Source organism: Desulfotignum balticum DSM 7044, from assembly GCF_000421285.1.
GTDB lineage: Bacteria > Desulfobacterota > Desulfobacteria > Desulfobacterales > Desulfobacteraceae > Desulfotignum > Desulfotignum balticum.
Genome location: NZ_ATWO01000001.1, coordinates 2,109,787 through 2,127,726, shown reverse-complemented (window position 1 = coordinate 2,127,726; position 17,940 = coordinate 2,109,787). Strand labels below are relative to the sequence as shown.

The 17,940-nt window shown below is 49.8% G+C and carries 14 protein-coding genes; 6 read left to right on the top strand and 8 right to left on the bottom strand.

Annotation, left to right across the window (positions count from 1 at the left end):
• Nucleotides 1-2 precede the first annotated feature (2 nt).
• The 3 genes from lysS to K365_RS0110710 all read right to left on the bottom strand — a co-directional run bounded on the left by lysS (nt 3) and on the right by K365_RS0110710 (nt 4,093).
• The gene (lysS, locus tag K365_RS0110720; protein ID WP_353740165.1) at nt 3-1,499 is read right to left on the bottom strand and encodes a lysine--tRNA ligase; all 1,497 of its coding nucleotides are present in this window, start codon (nt 1,497-1,499) and stop codon (nt 3-5) included.
• Between the two features lie 64 nt (nt 1,500-1,563).
• Nucleotides 1,564-2,877 (bottom strand): two-component system sensor histidine kinase NtrB, encoded by a 1,314-nt coding sequence (locus tag K365_RS0110715; RefSeq protein ID WP_024334547.1) that lies wholly within the window; start codon nt 2,875-2,877, stop codon nt 1,564-1,566.
• A 4-nt stretch (nt 2,878-2,881) separates the two neighbouring features.
• A complete protein-coding gene (locus tag K365_RS0110710; protein WP_024334546.1) occupies nt 2,882-4,093 on the bottom strand; it encodes a type II secretion system F family protein in 1,212 nt (403 codons plus the stop codon).
• 152 nt (nt 4,094-4,245) lie between these two features.
• Between K365_RS0110710 and K365_RS0110705 the strand changes: the two genes are divergently transcribed.
• Both K365_RS0110705 and trpS read left to right on the top strand, forming a co-directional pair.
• Nucleotides 4,246-6,918 (top strand): CBS domain-containing protein, encoded by a 2,673-nt coding sequence (locus tag K365_RS0110705; RefSeq protein WP_024334545.1) that lies wholly within the window; start codon nt 4,246-4,248, stop codon nt 6,916-6,918.
• A gap of 73 nt (nt 6,919-6,991) precedes the next feature.
• Nucleotides 6,992-8,002, top strand: a complete 1,011-nt coding sequence (gene trpS, locus K365_RS0110700) for a tryptophan--tRNA ligase (protein WP_024334544.1) — start codon at nt 6,992-6,994, stop codon at nt 8,000-8,002.
• On the opposite strand, the gene K365_RS0110695 is transcribed toward trpS, so the two are convergent.
• Nucleotides 7,991-8,722, bottom strand: a complete 732-nt coding sequence (locus K365_RS0110695; RefSeq protein ID WP_051147833.1) for a pseudouridine synthase — start codon at nt 8,720-8,722, stop codon at nt 7,991-7,993. The genes trpS and K365_RS0110695 overlap by 12 nt on opposite strands.
• The gene (gene argJ, locus K365_RS0110690) at nt 8,703-9,884 is read right to left on the bottom strand and encodes a bifunctional glutamate N-acetyltransferase/amino-acid acetyltransferase ArgJ (RefSeq protein ID WP_024334542.1); all 1,182 of its coding nucleotides are present in this window, start codon (nt 9,882-9,884) and stop codon (nt 8,703-8,705) included. The genes K365_RS0110695 and argJ overlap by 20 nt, the downstream gene beginning before the upstream one ends.
• A 221-nt stretch (nt 9,885-10,105) precedes the next feature.
• Here argJ and K365_RS0110685 point away from each other — a divergent pair, with 221 nt between their 5' ends.
• From K365_RS0110685 to truA, 4 genes are read left to right on the top strand one after another with little or no spacing between them, the layout of a single operon-like run.
• Complete coding sequence (locus K365_RS0110685) at nt 10,106-11,869, top strand: sensor domain-containing phosphodiesterase (protein WP_024334541.1); 1,764 nt, start codon at nt 10,106-10,108, stop codon at nt 11,867-11,869.
• Nucleotides 11,870-11,889: 20 nt separating this feature from the next.
• The gene (locus K365_RS0110680; protein ID WP_024334540.1) at nt 11,890-13,038 is read left to right on the top strand and encodes an HD domain-containing phosphohydrolase; all 1,149 of its coding nucleotides are present in this window, start codon (nt 11,890-11,892) and stop codon (nt 13,036-13,038) included.
• The gene (locus tag K365_RS0110675) at nt 13,031-13,516 is read left to right on the top strand and encodes a MarR family winged helix-turn-helix transcriptional regulator (protein WP_024334539.1); all 486 of its coding nucleotides are present in this window, start codon (nt 13,031-13,033) and stop codon (nt 13,514-13,516) included. The genes K365_RS0110680 and K365_RS0110675 overlap by 8 nt, the downstream gene beginning before the upstream one ends.
• On the top strand, nt 13,500-14,243 hold the full coding sequence (gene truA / locus K365_RS0110670) for a tRNA pseudouridine(38-40) synthase TruA (RefSeq protein ID WP_006966506.1): 744 nt from the start codon (nt 13,500-13,502) through the stop codon (nt 14,241-14,243). Before K365_RS0110675 ends, truA begins: the two co-directional genes overlap by 17 nt.
• Before the next feature lies 1 nt (nt 14,244).
• On the opposite strand, the gene K365_RS0110665 is transcribed toward truA, so the two are convergent.
• The 3 genes from K365_RS0110665 to K365_RS0110650 all read right to left on the bottom strand — a co-directional run bounded on the left by K365_RS0110665 (nt 14,245) and on the right by K365_RS0110650 (nt 17,753).
• The gene (locus K365_RS0110665) at nt 14,245-16,038 is read right to left on the bottom strand and encodes a chloride channel protein (RefSeq protein ID WP_024334537.1); all 1,794 of its coding nucleotides are present in this window, start codon (nt 16,036-16,038) and stop codon (nt 14,245-14,247) included.
• Nucleotides 16,039-16,062: 24 nt separating this feature from the next.
• A complete protein-coding gene (locus K365_RS0110660; protein ID WP_024334536.1) occupies nt 16,063-17,385 on the bottom strand; it encodes an aminotransferase class I/II-fold pyridoxal phosphate-dependent enzyme in 1,323 nt (440 codons plus the stop codon).
• A gap of 95 nt (nt 17,386-17,480) precedes the next feature.
• Nucleotides 17,481-17,753, bottom strand: coding sequence for a PxxKW family cysteine-rich protein (locus K365_RS0110650; RefSeq protein ID WP_006966503.1), 273 nt, complete (start codon nt 17,751-17,753; stop codon nt 17,481-17,483).
• Nucleotides 17,754-17,940: the final 187 nt, after the last annotated feature.

The following is a 17,940-nucleotide window of genomic DNA, read 5'->3' as shown; positions in this document are numbered from 1 at the left end:
AATCAGTGGGTGTGTTTCATATGGGGAAACAAAATAACCTCTCTAATGGAGGCCGCATCCGTGAGCAGCATCACCAGCCGGTCGATGCCGATGCCCTCTCCGGCTGTGGGCGGCATGCCATATTCCAAGGCTTCCACATAATCAGCATCCATGATGTGGGCTTCATCATTTCCTTCATCCCGCTGGCGCACCTGCATGAGGAACCGGTTGTGCTGATCTTCCGGGTCATTGATTTCGGAAAATCCATTGGCGATCTCCCGGCCGGCAATGAACAGTTCAAACCGGTCCGTCAGGTTCGGGTCGGATTCGCTTTTCCGGGACAACGGTGATACTTCCACCGGGTATCCGGTAATGAATGTGGGTTGAATCAGTTTGGGTTCCACCAGCACGTCAAATAATTTGGTCAAAATTTTGCCGTGACTTTCGGTTTTGGTGATCTGGATCTGCCGGTCTTTTGCAAAAGTCAGCAATGACTGGGTATCATGGATCATTTCAGGATCTATGCCGCCGACGGAAGACAAAGAGTCCATCATGGAGATCCGCTGCCATCCGGGTTTGAAGTCAATGGTGTGGCCCTGGTACTCAATGACGGTGTTGCCACTGATTTTTACGACAATATCGGCAAACATGTTTTCGGTTAAAGCCATCAAATCCTGGTAATCCGCATACGCCTGATAAAATTCCACCATGGTGAATTCCGGGTTGTGCCGGGTGGATACACCTTCGTTTCTGAAATTTCGATTGATTTCAAATACTTTTTCAAAGCCCCCCACCACCAGGCGCTTCAGGTACAGTTCCGGCGCGATCCGCAAAAACAGTTCCATGCCCAGGGCATTGTGCCAGGTCTTGAAAGGGGTGGCTTCGGCACCTCCGGGCAAGGGTTGCATCATGGGCGTTTCCACTTCCATGAAATCGTGTTCTTCAAAAAACCGGCGCATGGCAGAAACGATTTTGCTTCGGGTGATAAAGATGTTCCGGGTGCCGTCGTTCATGATCAGGTCCAGGTACCGCTGACGATATCTTTTCTCAGGATCCTTGATGCCGTGAAATTTTTCCGGCAATGGCCGCAATGCTTTGGACAGCAATCTGAATTCCGTGGCCAGGATGGTCCACTCTTTGGTCTTTGTCTGAAACAGCGGGCCGGAAACACCAATGAAGTCTCCGATATCCAGTTTTTTGAACAAATCGTAGGTATCTTCTCCCACTTTATTTTTCTGAATATACAACTGCATCTGGTCCGACCCGTCCTTGAACCGGACAAAAGAGGATTTTCCCATTTTGTTGATGGCCATCATCCGTCCGGCCAGTTTGAATGTCTTGCCGTTTTCGCCTAAAGAGGACGGGTCAGTATCAATGATGTGCCGAAGTTGTGCCACCGTGCATGAAATCTTGAAATCATTGGGATACAGGGGGATTCCTTTTTCCTTGATGGCGGTAATTTTTTCTTTTCTGGCCTGGATGATCCGGGTGTCTTTATCCATGGGTGTTGTTGCTTCCATTATAGTCTTTTTTGGGTTTCATTACGATAAAACATAATTAGATAGCCTGTTTGCCGGGTGTTTGTCAAGATTTTGTTGGATCTTCCACCGATCCGGCCGGTTTAAATATGATAGTGAAAACCGTTCCTTTGCCGGGGATGGATTCAAAATCGATCAAACCGTCATAGGTTTCAATGAGCCGGTGAATAATGGGCAGGCCCAACCCCGTGCCTTCGGGTTTGGTGGTATAAAAAGGATCAAAAATATGGCGGGCATTGTCTGATTCAATCCCCTGCCCGTTGTCTGAAATGGTCAGATAAATCCGCTGGTTCCGGGGGGCTGTCAATGTGATAATGATTTTTCCTTTGCCGGGAATGGCCTGGGCTGCATTTTTGATCAGGTTCCACACAACCTGCTGGAGATGGACCGGATCGATGTGAACAATCAGACCTTCATCCAGATGGGTGACAACCTGAATTCTGTTTTTAAATTCTTCGGAATTCAAAAACAAAGAGACCACATCCATGACGGCCTGATGAACCATCACCGGGATTGCATTGGCCCGACCGGGTTTGGCAAACAATCGGATTTCATCGACAATGGTTTTCAGCCGTTCGGTTTCCCGCAGAATAATTTTCATGAGCCGGTCTTCCCTGCTGCCGGGAGCCGTATCTTCTCTGAGTAATTGAATGGATCCGGCCAAAGAAGCCAGCGGATTTTTAATTTCATGGGCGATTCCGGAAATCATTTCATCCATCACTTCCATTTTTTCCACCCGTTTGTAATGGGCATGGGTGATTTTCAGATCCTGCCGGGCCCGTCTCAGCTGTCTGGCCAGCACACCGCTTAAATACGCCACAGCCAGGCACGCGGACATAAGTATGAAAATCCGGTAAAAAATCAGACTGGGATTCAGAGATGCCGGGTCGGTGTGCTGGCCTGAAAAAGGCGGTACCATGTGATAATATTCCAGCACGATCAACAGCCCGTACTGAATGCTGGAAACTCCGGCAATGATCAGGCTGCCGCGCAAAAGCACCAGCATGGCCCCGTAAATGATGATCAGCAGATACAAAAATGTGAAAATGGAGTCCAGACTGCCGGTGACATAGATGATCACCGTGACTGAAAATGTGTCCGCCAGAATCTGGGTATAGGACAGAACCAGCAGATTCTTCCCTTGTTTGAGCCACAGCCCGTACCCCACTGACAGCAAAAGAATCGCAGCCGCCAGATAATACAATGTCACAAAAGGCTGGGACAAAAAAGACAGATTTTCGCCCGTGGAAAATACCAGACTGGAAAAAATCAGCACAATGCAGAAAATCACCCGGGCCAGGACAATCCATTTGAGCTGCTGCTCCCGGTCTGATCGATCCAGAAACGGGTCTGAGGACATGGACCTATCCAATACCGCCTGCCATGGAGAAAATCGGGAGATACATGGCGATTACCAGTCCCCCCACCACCACTCCTAAAAAGACCAGCATAAAGGGTTCGATCATATCTGTGAGATTTTTTACAGCCTGATCCACCTCGTCATCATAAAAATCGGCTATTTTTTCCATCATGGTGTCCAGGGCACCCGTGGACTCCCCCACGGCAATCATGGAACAGACCATGGAGGGAAATACCCCGCTTTCCAGCAACGGGTCCGCCATGGACCGGCCTTCGGAGATACCGGCTTTAACGTCTTGAATGGCAAATTCCACAATTTTGTTTCCTGCGGTGCGGCCCACGATATCCAATACTTCCAGAATGGACACACCCGACGACATCATGGTGCTGGTGGTCCGGGTGAATTTAGCCACCGCCACTTTCCGGATTAAAATCCCCATCACGGGCAGCCGCAGAAACAGATCATCCATGAGTATCCGGCCTTTTTTGGTTTTGTAAAACCGCCGGACCACAAACACGGTTCCGAATATAGCGCCCAGAATATACCCGATATTGGCCACCACAAAATTACTCAAACCTACGACCAGCAGGGTCGGGCCCGGCAATGCCGATCCCATGCTGGCAAACATTTCTTCAAATACGGGAATCACGAATACCAGGATGATCCCCACCACGATGATTGCCACAATAATGGTGATGATGGGATAGGTCATGGCCCCTTTGACCTGTTTTTTCAATTTCGCCATTTTTTCCATGTATGCGGATAACCGGCTCAAAATGACATCCAGAATACCCCCGGCCTCTCCGGCGGCAATCATGTTGACAAACAATTCATTGAAATCGGATGGAAATTTTTTCAGGGCATCGGCAAAGGTGTCGCCGGATTCCACTGATTCCTTGATTTTTTTCAGATGTTTTTTAAAGGTCGGGTTTTCCTGCTGGGCCTGAAGAATTTCCAGACATTGGAGCAAAGGGAGTCCGGCATCGATCATGGTGGAAAATTGTCTGGCAAAGATGATGACATCACTGTCTTTGACCTTGGGCTGAAAAAATTTTATGTTTTCAAACAGGTCTTTGGGCTTTTTTTTGATTCTTCCCGGAGTGATTTTTCGTCTGACCAGCATATTCCGGACCTGTTCCGGGGTTTCCGCCGTCATTTCTCCTTTGACGGATCTTCCCCTGGGATTTTTGCCTTTCCACAGATAAACATCAGACATAACATATCCTTTAATCGGGGTTGTTTTGCAGATCCGAAACCGAATCACCGGTCCGGCTGCAGATGTGTTTCAACCGGGGGTCGTATTATTTGTAAAATATATACAGATAGTTTATATATCATTCGATATTCAATCTCAACAGGAGTTGTGTTGTGGCCCCCAAAAAAAAAGGCAGTACCGCCAAAACCATCATTACCAGTCATGTGAATGCGGATTATGATGCCATCGCCGCCATGCTCGCGGCCCAGAAGCTCTATCCGGACGCCCGGATCATCTTTCCCGGATCCCAGGAAAAAACCCTGCGGGATTTTTTCATTCATTCCATGGGGTATCTGTTCAACATGGCAGACCCGGCCTTTATCGATTTTTCAGACACCTCAACCCTGGTGCTGGTGGACACCCGCCAGAAAAACCGACTGACCGGTGTGAAAGAACTGCTGGAAAAAAAAGAGGTGGCCATCCATGTGTATGACCACCATCCGCCCGGACCTGATGATGTGACACCGGCCATGGAAGTTTTTAAATCCTATGGCGCCACCACCACCATTTTATGCGAAATCCTTCAGAAAAAAAATATCCCGATTACTCCGGAAGAAGCCACGGTCATGGCGTTGGGCATCTATGAAGACACCGGGGTGTTTACATACGCTTCCACCACACCGGCGGACTTCATCCAGGCCGGATTTCTGCTGGGCTGCGGAGCCAGCCTTAATACCGTTGTCAGCCTGGTGGTCAGAGAAATCAAAGCGGAACAGATCTCCTGGCTCAATGATCTGCTCAATGAAATGACCCGGCATCAGATCAACGGGCTGGATGTTCATATCTCCACCATCTCGTCGAATACCTATATCACGGATCTGGCATCCATTGTCCAGAAAGTGATGCGCATGGAAAACCTGGAATTGTATTTTGCCGTAGTGCTCATGGGAAACAAGGTGCATATCATTGCCAGGAACCGGATCCCCGAGGTGGATGTGGGCCGGATTCTGTCCATGTTCGGCGGCGGGGGCCACGCCTATGCCGCGTCCGCCAAAATCGAGAACCATACGCTGGCCCAGGTGGAGCATCTGCTCATCGATCAGTTGAAAAAAGAAACCCGGCAAATTCAGGTGGCGCGCTCTTTGATGTCTTCTCCGGCCATCACCATTGAACCGGGCGCTTCCTGTGAACAGGCCGGCAACACCATGACCCGGTATAATATCAACACCCTGCTGGTGGTGAATCCTGACTCCGGTTCCTATGAAGGATACATCACCCGCCAGGTGGTGGAAAAAATCCTGTTTCATCAGCTCAAGACCCGGCCGGTGGAAGAGTACATGAACTCGGAAGCCACATTTATTTCCTCAGATGCCAACCTGGCTGAAATCGAATACCAGATCATTGAAAAAAAACAGCGGATCATTCCGGTGATCGATCATGAAGAAATCAAGGGGGTCATCACCCGCACGGACCTGCTCAATTTTCTGGTACAGCATGACAAAGCCGTGAAACGCACGGATCAGCTGGTGTTTAAAAAACAGAATGCCCGGAAACGCCGGATTCATAATCTCATGGCCCAGCGTCTGGACGACCGGACCATGGATCTGCTTAAATCCATTGGCGCGGCCGGTGACGAACTGGGGCTGAATCTGTATGTGGTGGGCGGGTTTGTCCGGGATCTGCTTTTACAGCGAACCGTGGATGACATTGATATTGTGGTGGAAGGCGACGGCATCGCTTTTGCCAGATATGTGGCTGAAAAATTGAACTGCCGGGTGAATACGCATAAAAAATTCGGCACGGCTGTGGTTATTGTTTCCGAGCAGATTAAAGTGGATGTGGCATCGGCCCGGCTGGAATATTATGATTTCCCCGCCGCCCTGCCCATTGTGGAGAAAAGCTCCATCAAACGGGACCTGGCCCGCAGGGATTTCACCATCAACACCCTGGCTTTGAGTCTGAATGCCGATACCTTCGGTACCCTGATCGATTATTTCGGAGCCACAAGGGACTTGAAAGACAAAACCATCCGCACCATTCACAATTTAAGTTTTGTGGAGGATCCCACCCGGATATTCCGGGCCATCAAGTTTGCCAACCGGTTTGGATTCGACATCGGCAAGGTGACCGCCAACCTGATTCGCAATGCCATTAAAGTGGATTGTTTCAAAAACCTGAGCGGCCTGCGGGTCCTGTCAGAACTCAAGCAGATTTTCAGTGAGGAAGATCCCATTCCCGCCATTCGAAGTATGACGGTTTACGGGCTTGAAAAAGTGATTCATCCCCGGCTGGAAATTACGCCCGCCACCTACCAGACGCTGGAATCTGTCAACAAAACCCTGACCTGGCATGATCTGTTGTATGTGCAGGAAACCTATCCCCGATGGGCCGTGTATTTCATGGTGCTGCTCCATCGGTGCACCTTCAAGGTCAGTGAACAGATCTGTGACCGGCTTATGATTCCGGTGGGAGAACGGCAGTTGCTGCTGGAAACACGGTACAAGGCGGAAAACCGGCTGGGTTTCATCGAGTCCAATCATCCGGTTTCCCGGCAGAAGCTTTACTGGGCATTGATCAATTTCAATACTGTGTTTGTCCTGTATATGATGGCATTGACAAAAAATGAGGCGGTTCGCAGGGATATCTCCAATTTCTATACCCAATTCCGTCATGTGACACCCAAAATCCGGGGCAAAGACCTGATCCGTATCGGGGTGACACCCGGGCCGGCCTTTACAAAGATTTTAAATGAAGTGCGTAATGCCAAGCTGGACGGCCACCTGGATACCCGGGAAAAAGAGATGGATTTTGCCATAAAATATGCCCGGGAAAACAACATGATTTAATATTGATAAAACCGGCACTTTATGGTTGAATCCATTTTTTTTACGTAAATTTTTGATGATGAAAGACAATTGAATGAAAAATGCAGATTTTCTGACCGGCATCACCACCAGCGGCACCCCGCACTTAGGTAATTTCGTAGGAGCCATCCGGCCGGCCGTGGCCACCAGCAAAAATCCGGATCTGACCTCATATTATTTTCTGGCAGACTACCACTCAATGATCAAAAATCATGATCCAGAAAAACGGCAGCAGTCCACGCTGGAGATCGCCGCCGCCTGGATCGCCCTGGGTTTGGATCATGACAACTGCGTGTTCTACCGGCAGTCGGATATCCCTGAAATCCCGGAACTGACCTGGATTCTCACGTGTCTTACCGCCAAAGGTCTCATGAACCGGGCCCATGCCTACAAGGCAAAGGTTCAGGAAAATGAAGCCGACGGAAAAAAAGACCCGGACCAGGCCATTACCATGGGATTGTTTTCATACCCCATTCTCATGGCGGCCGACATTCTGATGTTCAACGCCGGCAAGGTTCCGGTGGGAAAAGACCAGATTCAGCATCTGGAGATGACCAGAGATATCGCGGCCCGGTTCAATCATGTGTATGAAAATCTGTTTGTTTTGCCCGAGGTGGTGGTGGATGACAATACCGCCGTCCTGTCCGGTCTGGACGGCCGGAAAATGAGCAAAAGCTACAACAATTTTATTCCGCTGTTTGACACGGAAAAAAAATTGCGCAAAATGATCATGAAGATCCAGACCAATTCTCTGGGCCCGGATGAACCCAAAGACCCGGATACCTGTACCTTGTTCTCCATTTATCGCGCCTTTGCCGCTCAAGAGGAAACCCGTGCCATGGCGGACCGCTACCGGGAGGGGATCGCCTGGGGGGTGATGAAACAGGAATTGTTCGAGTATATCAACGCCATTTTGGCCGAGCCCCGGCAACGGTATAATGAGTTGATCAAAAATTCAAAAGATATTGAAGAGATTCTGGCCAAAGGGGCGGAAAAAGCCAGAGCCTTTTCCGTGCCGTTTCTGCAAAAGATCCGGTCCGCCATCGGGATCCGGTCACTGGGTTAGCCCTTTGATTTCTTCCGGGGTCAGGTAACGCCAGGCCCCGGGAGCGAGATTTCCTAAAGTCACATTGGCCATGCGGATCCGTTCCAGCACAGCGACCCGGTTTCCGGTTTTGCCCACCATCTTTCGGATCTGGCGGTTCAGCCCCTGTTTGAGCACCAGGATGAACTGTGTGTCGGAAATTCTTTTAACCCGGGCTTTCCGGGTTTTTTTTCCCTGAAGGATCATACCCTTGGCCATGGCCGCCAGGTCCGTGTCTTTGACCGGATGGACCGTGGTCACTTTGTATTCTTTTTCATGGTTGTGAGAGGGATGGGACAGTTTGTTGTGCAGGTCCCCGTCATTGGTGAGCAGCACCAGTCCCTGGGAATCCTTGTCCAGCCGTCCCACCGGAAAAATCCGGTCCGGCAGGGGTACCAGGTCCAGAATGATTTTGTCCCCGTGTTTTCTGGCACAGGAGGTGACCACGCCCACGGGTTTGTTGACGACAATATAGATGAATGCTTTTTGCTGGGGCAGGCTTACCCGGATGTTGTCAAACTGAACCATATCCGTTCCGGGAGTAACCTTGGTGCCCAGGGTGATGACCCGGTTTCCGTTGATCCGGATACGGCCGTTGACAATCAAATCTTCGGCCGCCCGCCGGGAACATACCCCGGCCCGGGCCAGAAATTTCTGCAACCGCATGGGCTGGTTTTCAGGATCAGGACCGGTAGTCGGCATTGATTTTGACATAATTTTCACTGAAATCACAGAACAGAAATTGATCTGTATGGTCCCCCAGATTCAGATCCAGGGTCATGGAGATTTCGGAGGCTTTCATGATTTCTGCGGCTTGTTTTTCCGCTGCTTTCCCCTGCCATTTTCCCTGAAGGACCAGGGCCACGGTATCAAAAAACAGATCCATCCGGTCCGGATCCACTCTGGCTCCGGACCGGCCGGCAGCCGCCGTGATCCGTCCCCAGTTGGGATCTTCTCCATAAACAGCGGTCTTGACCAGGTTGGAATGGGCAATGGCTTCTGCCGCCTTGAACGCATCCTGCTTTGTGGCAGCGCCTTTCACTGTGATCTGTACCAGTTTGGTGGCCCCCTCCCCGTCTCTGACAATCCAGGTGGCCAGATCCAGGCAGACCTTTTCCAGCAAATCCTGAAACACGGCCCGGGAGGCATCGTCGGTGATATGGGCATTGCCCGTACCTCCGGCCAGGCACAGCAGGGTATCGTTGGTGGATGTGTCTCCGTCCACACTGATGCGGTTAAAGGTTTTATCACAGGCTGATGTCAATGCCTGCTTCAGATCTGAAGCGCTGATATGGGCATCGGTGAGCACATAGGCCAGCATGGTGGCCATGTCCGGCCGGATCATGCCGGATCCCTTGGCCACCCCTTTCATGGTAATGGTCCGGCGGCCCTGGTCCGTGTCCATATCTGCGGTCATCTCAACGATTTTGGTGCTAAGATCCGTGGTGAGAATGGCAGCGGCAAAATCCGCCAGGGTCCCGGTGTGGATCTGTGTTTTCAGCTGCGGTATCCCGGTTTCAAATTTTTCCATGGGCAGCGGAGCCCCGATCACCCCGGTGGAAGACACCATGACCAGATCCCGGGGAATCCCGAAAGTATCTGCCACGATCCGAATCGTGCGGCGGGCATCTTCAATGCCCTGCTCACCGGTAAAGCAGTTGGCATTGCCGGAGTTTGCCAGCACGGCCTGACAGACCCCTTTTTGTATCATTTGCTGACCCAGGATCACCGGAGCGGCCCGGACCTGGTTTCTGGTGAACACTGCTGCGGCCGTGGCCGGCTTTTCACAAAGGATCAATCCCAGATCTTTGATCCCGTTTTTTTTGATCCCCGCATGGATACCGGCAAACGCAAACCCTTTCATTTCAACCACCTTTTTTGACCCGTCCATATTTGAAAATAACGAATTATAGCCTTGGTGACGGATGGTGTAAATGGATTGACAAGGATTATTTTCACTGGTATTCATTAAAACAGAAAGCATCTGACTTCAGTTGCCGGTATCTTCATATATGATAGCCTGTCACAAGGGACTGGGAAAAAAGAGAATTTTTTTCATAAATTATTTTCCATGGGATTTTTCACGTGCAGATTCAAACCGAAGATATTCTTAATGCCATCGGCGAACTTGAGACCAATGCGATCCTGGTGGTGGATCATCAAGGAATTATCCGGAGAATGAATAAAGGAGTGACCGCTGTTTTAGGTTACACGGAAACCGACCTCATCGGCCGAAAGGTTGAAGTCATACTCCAGAAAGATTTTCAAAAAAATCATGAAGAAAAATTTCAAGACTATGTCAGCCACCGGAAGATGGAGGTTGTCACCCGATCAAATCTGATCGGAATTCAGAAGACGTTTCCCAGTGCCGAGCCCCTTCACCATAATGATGATATCCCGTTCGCTCTGGTGGACAAAAATGGATGCAACCTGCCCATTACCCTGACCATCAATGAGATCTGGTCTGATTCCGATGATCTTTTGGGGTTTCTGGCCATTATTTCCGACAACACCAAACAGTTCAACCTGCATCAAAAGCTGAAAAATCAGGCATCCTACGATCCGCTGACCGGATTGATGACCTGGCACCAGTTTGAAAAAACGGTCACCGAAACAAAGAAAAATGCCCTTGCAGATAAAAAGGGTTACCAGGCTGCCATGTTATTTCTGGATGTGGATTATTTCAGAACCATCACCTATGGGTCCCAAATGGCCGGTGACCGGGCATTGAAAAGAATTGCCAACTGGCTGCTCAATCAGATCCGGCAAAAAGGAACCCGGCCCAAAGATATTGTCACTGCCCGGTTTCTGGGAGATCAGTTTATCTTGTATCTTTCTGACACTTCGGTGGACGGTGCTTTGGCACTGGCCAGGCGCTTGAAGGAATCGTTCATCACTTTGAATCTTCGGACTGAAGAATCCCCTTTTTTTACCAGTATCAGCCAGGGAGTGACCCCAATCACCCGGGACACCAGACTGCACAATGCCGCATCTCTGGCAGCCCATGCATGCAGTCTGGCCAAAAAAAAAGGGCGGAATAAAATTGAAACCGTGCTGGATGAAGGGCCTGGCTATCTGGGGCTGGAACGCATCATCCGGGAAGCACTTCAACAAAGGCGGCTCATCCTTTTTGCCCAGCAGATCGTTCCCATCAGTCCATATGCCCGGACCATTGACAATAACCGTGCCCATTATGAAGTGCTTTCCAGAATACTGGATCCCAAGGGAAATCTTTTGTCTCCGGAACTGTTCATTCCGGCTGCCGAAGTACTGGGGCTGGCAGTTGACGTTGACAGATACGTGATCGAACACACCATGGCCACACTGCAAAAACATCCCGGCCACGTGGCTTGCCTGTCCCTTTGCTCCATCAACCTGTCCGGCCTGTCCGTGTCCCGGGAAGGCACATATGCGTTCATAGAAAAAACGATCAGGGCCAGCGGTATCGATCCGGGAAAGTTTTGTTTTGAATTCACTGAAACCGCTGAGATCAAGGACAATGACGTGGCATTGGATCTGGTAAGACGTCTGAAAAAACTGGGATGCAAGACCGCGTTTGATGATTTTGGCATCGGTTATTCCAACTATCAGAGCTTTTCCCGGCTCCCCATGGATATCATCAAAATCGACGGCAGCTATGTAAAAAAAATTCTGAAGGATCCATATCTGAAAACAGATATGCAGGGGATGATACATTCCGCAAAGGTCCGGAACATTGAAGTGGTGGCTGAATTCGCCGAAAACAAGGCCATTACCGAACAATTAAAACAACTGGGTGTTGATTATGCCCAGGGATACTATTATAGTCAACCAAAACCTTTGTCAGATGTGATCAAAGGAACTACTTGACGAAAAACGGACACAATTTAATGGAAGATATCATTCTGGCCCCCGGCCGATACAAAGACCTGTACAAATCAGTTTCACTGAGTAAAAAAATCCAGGGCCTGCATCAGATGATACAGCAGGATTTTCCTTATATCCACCGGGTTGCCGTCGCCCTGTTCGATACAAAGATGAACACATTGAAAACCTTTGTTCAAAGTGCAAAAGAAGACCGGCCGTTTCAGTTTTATGAATGCCTGATGGAAAACGCACCGTCTTTGATGGAAATCAAGACCCGGAAAACAAACCGGGTAGTGAATGATATGGCAGTATTCAATAACGGCACCCATGAACACACTCAAAAAATTGCAGCCAATGGATATCAGGCCAGCTATTCAGCGCCGCTTTTTGATGAAACAACCTTTATCGGAATGTTGTTTTTCAATGCATACCAAAAAAATGTATTCAAAACGCTGGATCTGGCAAAACTGGATCTGTATGCCCAGCTGATCAATTCCCTGGTGGTCAATAAGCTGCAAGCCACCCAGATGCTGGTGGGGGCGTTCCGTTCCTGCCTGAGTCTGGTCAGTTACAAAGATCCGGAAACCGGGAATCATCTGGAACGTATGGCCCGGTACACCCGGCTCATTGCCCGGGAATTGGCCAAACAAGGACATCCCGGCCTGACAGATGAAACCATTGAACATTTGTTCATGTTTGCACCGTTGCATGATATCGGCAAAATCGGTATACCGGACCGCATTCTTCGCAAACCCGGCAGGCTGGATGAAGAAGAATGGCAGATCATGCAGACCCATTCCACCAAAGGCAGGGAAATTATCGACACCATTGCCGGTTATCTGGGGGTTGCAACCTTTGATCAGCTTTCTTTGCTGAGAAACATTTCCGGGTCCCACCATGAAACCATTGACGGCAAAGGATACCCCAATCAGTTAAAAAAAGATGAAATTCCCATTGAAACCCAGATCGTTTCCGTGGCTGATATTTTTGACGCACTGACCAGCCACCGTTCCTATAAACCGGCCTGGAGTAACGCGGCGGCATTTAAAGAACTGATGCAATTGTCCGGCACCAAACTGAACCCGGACTGCATCCGGGTACTGATTGAAAATGCCGCCGCAGTCAAAAAGATTCAAAAACGGTTTGCCGACGATCTGAGTGACCATGGTTGATGATATATCCCACGGGGATGATTCCCTGCATTTTCTGGAAGACTGCCTTTTTTACAGTGTTAACGCGTTTTCACGGCAACTGCTGAAAATGGCGGAAGCCGGGTTTGCTCCGTTGAAACTTTCTCCGGCCCATGCGTCGTTTCTTTTAATTCTGTATGATAATCCCGGCATCAATCCCAAGAAACTGGGCATCTTATTACAGCTGACCCCGTCCACCATCACCCGGTTCATTGACGCTCTGGCCAAAAAGAAACTGGTGAAAAGGAAAAAACACGGCAAAACCATTGCCATTTTTCCGACTGACAAAGGGCTGGCACTCAAACCTGCCATTGCCCGGGTATACAAGGACTTTTATCTGAACTATGCCCGAATTCTGGGTCCTGAAACCGCCCGCAATCTGGCCCGTCAGATCCGGGGAGCCAACGCCGATCTGGCCAAAGTTTCGTCATCTGATACCGGTCATGATCCAGACCTTTAAACTGATCATCGAGTATGACGGTACCGGGTTTTCCGGATGGCAGCGGCAACCGGAAAACATCACCGTTCAAGGAGAGCTGGAAAAAGTATTATCCAGGATACTCAACCAGCCCGTCACCCTTGCCGGCTCCGGTCGCACCGATGCCGGGGTCCATGCATTGGGCCAGGTGGCCTCTTTTTGTGCAGACACAGCCCTGCCGTCCCAGATGCTGAAAAAAGGGGTTAACAGCCTGATGAAACTTCCCATTGTCTTAACAGCATGCCACCGGGTGCCTGATACATTTCATGCACAATATTCTGCGGTTTCCAAGGAATACCACTATTATATTCTGAACCGGGAAACCCCCTGTGCCGTCGGCAAAAATTATGTCTGGCACATTCACCGTTCATTGGATATGGCCATGATGAACCAGTGCTGTGAATCGATATGCGGCACCCATGATTTCAAATCATTTGAAAATGCGGGATCTCCCAGAAAATCCACTGTCCGGACGGTGTTCATGGCACGGATGGACCGGCTGGACGATGACCGGCTGGTATTCAGGGTCTGCGCCAATGGATTTTTAAAAAACATGGTTCGGAATCTGATGGGAACACTGGTGGATGCAGGGTTTGGAAAAGTGACCCCTGCCATGTTTGAACAGATTCTGGCGGCAAAAGACCGGTCTTGGGCCGGGGCAACCGCGCCGGCTAAAGGATTGTTTCTCAAACAGGTGAACTATGGGTGAATCACGCCGGATCGGAATTCTGATTCGTTGAGTGTGCCGCCCGGATTCCTTGAATGTGCTGATTGTAATGGGCGATGATATCCCGCCGGTAGATCAGACCGATCAGTTCTTTGGGATTGGTTTCATTCACCACCGGCAGTGCATCAATGTTTTTCTGCGTGAGTTTATGCAGTACCGTGTTCAGGTCTTGGGCAGGGGTGGTGGTGATCAGATCCGATATCATGATATCTTTCATTACCACCAGATCTTCGATATGAATGGTGAAAATCACTTCCCGGATGTCGTTGGATGAAAAAATGCCGGTGAACTCCCCGTTGGCGTTCAGCACGGGAAAATAATGCTGCTTGGTAATCTGAAAAAGGGTTTTGAATTCGGAAAAAGACATGTTTTCACTGACACACTGAACTTTTTTGATCAGATGATCCAGATTGCCCACTTTCATGGTCTGGAGGATATCCATCATGAATTCTCCGGCATGGGCCGGCGAATCCACCCGGGATTTGACCTGATTTTTGAATATGGTGAATCGCTGGGACAACAGGTAACACAAAGAACATACCAGCAGGCTGGGTAACAGCAGATGATAGGAATTGGTCATCTCGCTGACAAAGATGATGGTGGAAATCGGTGTGTTGGAAACGGCGGTGAAAAAACCGGCCATTCCGACAATCACAAACGACCCCGGATGGGTAACAATGGAAGGGATCAAAAGATGAAAAATTTTACCGACCGCTCCGCCCAAAGCCCCGCCAATGACCACGGAAGGGCCAAACACCCCACCGCTGCCTCCGGAACCGATGGAAAACGATGTGGTGAAAATTTTGCCGATGGCCAGCGCAATCAGCGTGGAGATGGCCACCTGATTGAAAATGGCATTCTGGGCCATACCATATCCGAAAGCCAGGGTATAGGGCAGAAAAAAACCGATGATCCCGGTACACAACCCGCCGATGGCAGGTTTGATATGATTGGGAACCTTGAGTTTTTTGAAAAATTCCACCAGGCCGTAAAACACTTTGACATAGATATACCCAAACACCACCAGAACCCCTGCCAGCAAGATATAAGGGCCTAACTCCAATGGATTTTGAAACTTGAACCCCGGAGAATCAAACAAAGATCCCCATCCATAAACAAGGCAGAACATACAATAGGCCACCACTGAAGAAATACCGGCCGGAATGATGACTTCCGATTCAAAATCCGGATCCCGGTACAACACTTCAGCCGCAAACAGGGCCCCTGCCAGCGGTGCCCGGAAAATACTGCCCACTCCGGCACCGATACCGGCGGCCATCATGATGCGGCGTTCCCGTTCCGATAAATTGAGTTTTGTGGCCAGAAACGACCCGAACCCGGAACCGATCTGGGCGATGGGCCCTTCCCTGCCCCCGGACCCGCCCGTGGTCAGCGTGATGGTGGAAGCAATGGTCTTGATAAAGGGGATCCGGCTCCGGATTTTACCGCCTTTATTGTGGTATGCGTCAATGGCCGCATCTGTGCCGTGGCCTTCGGCCTCCGGCGCAAAGGTGTACACCAGCCAGCCGGAAAACAGTCCGCCTAAAGCCGGCAGAATCAGAAGCATCCATCGGTTGAACGGGGTGGTGGTGGAAGGCAGGAGCGCATGCTCACCTGCCGGGGCATCCGGCCGGTATCCGGCCATCATGTCCAGAAAATAATGCATGCCCAGGCCGCAAAGGTAATGGAAAATCACGGCGCCCAAACCGGCAATCATGCCGATGAGAACAAAATTCAACAACCACTTGAAGGCGACTTTGACGTCAAATGATCCCATGTTCCTTAAAAGTCCTTTTTTGCATCAGACGGCGCGCAGATCACTGATGCCCTGCATGACAATATCGAACAACGGTTTTACATCTGTTTCCTCCAGGCAGGAAAACGCCACACGGATGTTGCGGTCGCCAATGGCGATCAGGCCGACCCCGTATTTGTCGAGCAAATGGAGCCGCAGTTGTTCCGCATCCACATCTTTGAGTCGGATGCACATGAAATAACCGGAATTGAACGGATATACGTCAAATCCGGACCGGTATGCCGGGTCCTTCAGAACGGTTTTAATTCTGGCGGCCCGCTGTTGGAGCAGATTGAATTTTTCCTGTTTCTGCGGGTGATATTCCGGATCTGCCATGGCTTTGAGCAAAATTGTCTGACCCAGGTGGGACGCGTTGGAAATATTGCCCCGGATGCAGCCGGCCGTCTTTTTTTCCAGGGACTGATTCAGGTGATTCATCATTGCCGGGTCTGCTGCCGTCATGCCGTAAGTGATAAATCCCACCCGGAATCCCCAGACATAATCTTCTTTGGTGGCACCGTCCAGTTTGATGGCGGCCAGTCGTTCATGTTTGCCGGCCAGTTTGGCAAACAAAGATTCTTTGCTGGTTTCTTCTTCAAAAAACAGTCCGAAATAGGCATCATCACAGACCGCCACCACATGGGTGCCGGATTGTGCGATGGTCAGCAAAATCTCTGCCACCCGGTCGGCTTCCTGTCGGCTCAGCGAGTACCCGCTTGGATTGTGGGGAAAATTGAGTATGGTGATAATTTTATCGTTTCTGGCCGCTTCAGCCGTTATCACGGATTCAAAATCATCGATGTTAAATTGTGTCAATGCATCATCAAAAGCCTTGTAATGAACGATTTTGGCCTGATTGCGCACCGTAAAAGTCATGTTGTAGTTGCCCCACATCATGTCCGGCAGCACGATCACATCTCCCTGGTTCACCCACATGTCTGAAACCACGGAAACGCCGTGGGTGATGCCCGAGGTAACTACGGGCAGGCTGATCTCTTTTCCGGCCAGGGACGGATTTTTTTCATACAGGTCTTTTTTCCACTGTTCCCGAAGCCCGGGAAGTCCGAAAGACGGGGCATACGGCAGATATTCGTCCGGTTCGATACCCGATATATACCGGGTCACGGCAGGCAGGTTCAAAACATGGCCGCCCTGTTTGGCAATCCCGATGGTGGCGTTGATTTTATGGGCCCGGGCTTTGGCTTCCGCGCTCTGGCTGAGGATGCCTTTCGGGAAAAAAAGGGCTTTTCCCATATCGGACAGCATATCAAAAACATGGGGATTGGCCTGGGATACAATGGCGTTCAATTCTTTTGCAATCGCGTTCATGGGCAGACTCCTCGCAAAAAATCAAAAAAAAACTCTGCGGCTTTCTTTTGAAGATGAAAAACCACAGAGTTTTGTAAAATGCGGTCAAAAAACAACTATCTTCTTTTGGAGGCCTTGATCGGGTTGATTTTCTGTTTTTTGGTTTCCGTCGTGGTTTTGATGTGCGTGGCCATGTTGCAGGACCCGTTTTTCCATTTCAGGGATGGATCCGGTGCGGCTTTACAATACATGCCCGTGGGATATTCAGACATTCTCTGGCACCCCATGCATTCCTCCACGACCGGCAGGCAGTTCCCTTCATTATAGCTGCAGCCGGCGGCTGTCATGAATACACAGTCTTCCCCTTCCCTAATCGTTGTACAGATCATGATGCTTTTTTCCTAAATCCTTGTGGGTTTAATTTATCAAAGCCTGAAAAACTGCTGTATTGTCCTGTCAGCAACGTGTTTCAGGGCTGTTGGTTTCCTGGAGATTTTTAAAATCCGGATGGTTAACCGCAATCAGATAGCATAAAAACAGCTCAAATGTCAATCAAAGGCCAACATTTTATGCATA

Coding starts and splice junctions, on each gene's coding strand:
- K365_RS0110715 (WP_024334547.1), bottom strand. CDS start 2,877: ATGTCCTCAGACCCGTTTCTGGATCGATCAGACCGGGAGCAGCAGCTC.
- argJ (WP_024334542.1), bottom strand. CDS start 9,884: ATGAAAGGGTTTGCGTTTGCCGGTATCCATGCGGGGATCAAAAAAAAC.
- K365_RS0110665 (WP_024334537.1), bottom strand. CDS start 16,038: ATGGGATCATTTGACGTCAAAGTCGCCTTCAAGTGGTTGTTGAATTTT.
- K365_RS0110660 (WP_024334536.1), bottom strand. CDS start 17,385: ATGAACGCGATTGCAAAAGAATTGAACGCCATTGTATCCCAGGCCAAT.
- K365_RS0110680 (WP_024334540.1), top strand. CDS start 11,890: ATGGAAGATATCATTCTGGCCCCCGGCCGATACAAAGACCTGTACAAA.
- K365_RS0110710 (WP_024334546.1), bottom strand. CDS start 4,093: ATGTCTGATGTTTATCTGTGGAAAGGCAAAAATCCCAGGGGAAGATCC.
- K365_RS0110675 (WP_024334539.1), top strand. CDS start 13,031: ATGGTTGATGATATATCCCACGGGGATGATTCCCTGCATTTTCTGGAA.
- trpS (WP_024334544.1), top strand. CDS start 6,992: ATGAAAAATGCAGATTTTCTGACCGGCATCACCACCAGCGGCACCCCG.
- lysS (WP_353740165.1), bottom strand. CDS start 1,499: ATGGAAGCAACAACACCCATGGATAAAGACACCCGGATCATCCAGGCC.
- truA (WP_006966506.1), top strand. CDS start 13,500: ATGATCCAGACCTTTAAACTGATCATCGAGTATGACGGTACCGGGTTT.
- K365_RS0110650 (WP_006966503.1), bottom strand. CDS start 17,753: ATGATCTGTACAACGATTAGGGAAGGGGAAGACTGTGTATTCATGACA.
- K365_RS0110695 (WP_051147833.1), bottom strand. CDS start 8,722: ATGCCGACTACCGGTCCTGATCCTGAAAACCAGCCCATGCGGTTGCAG.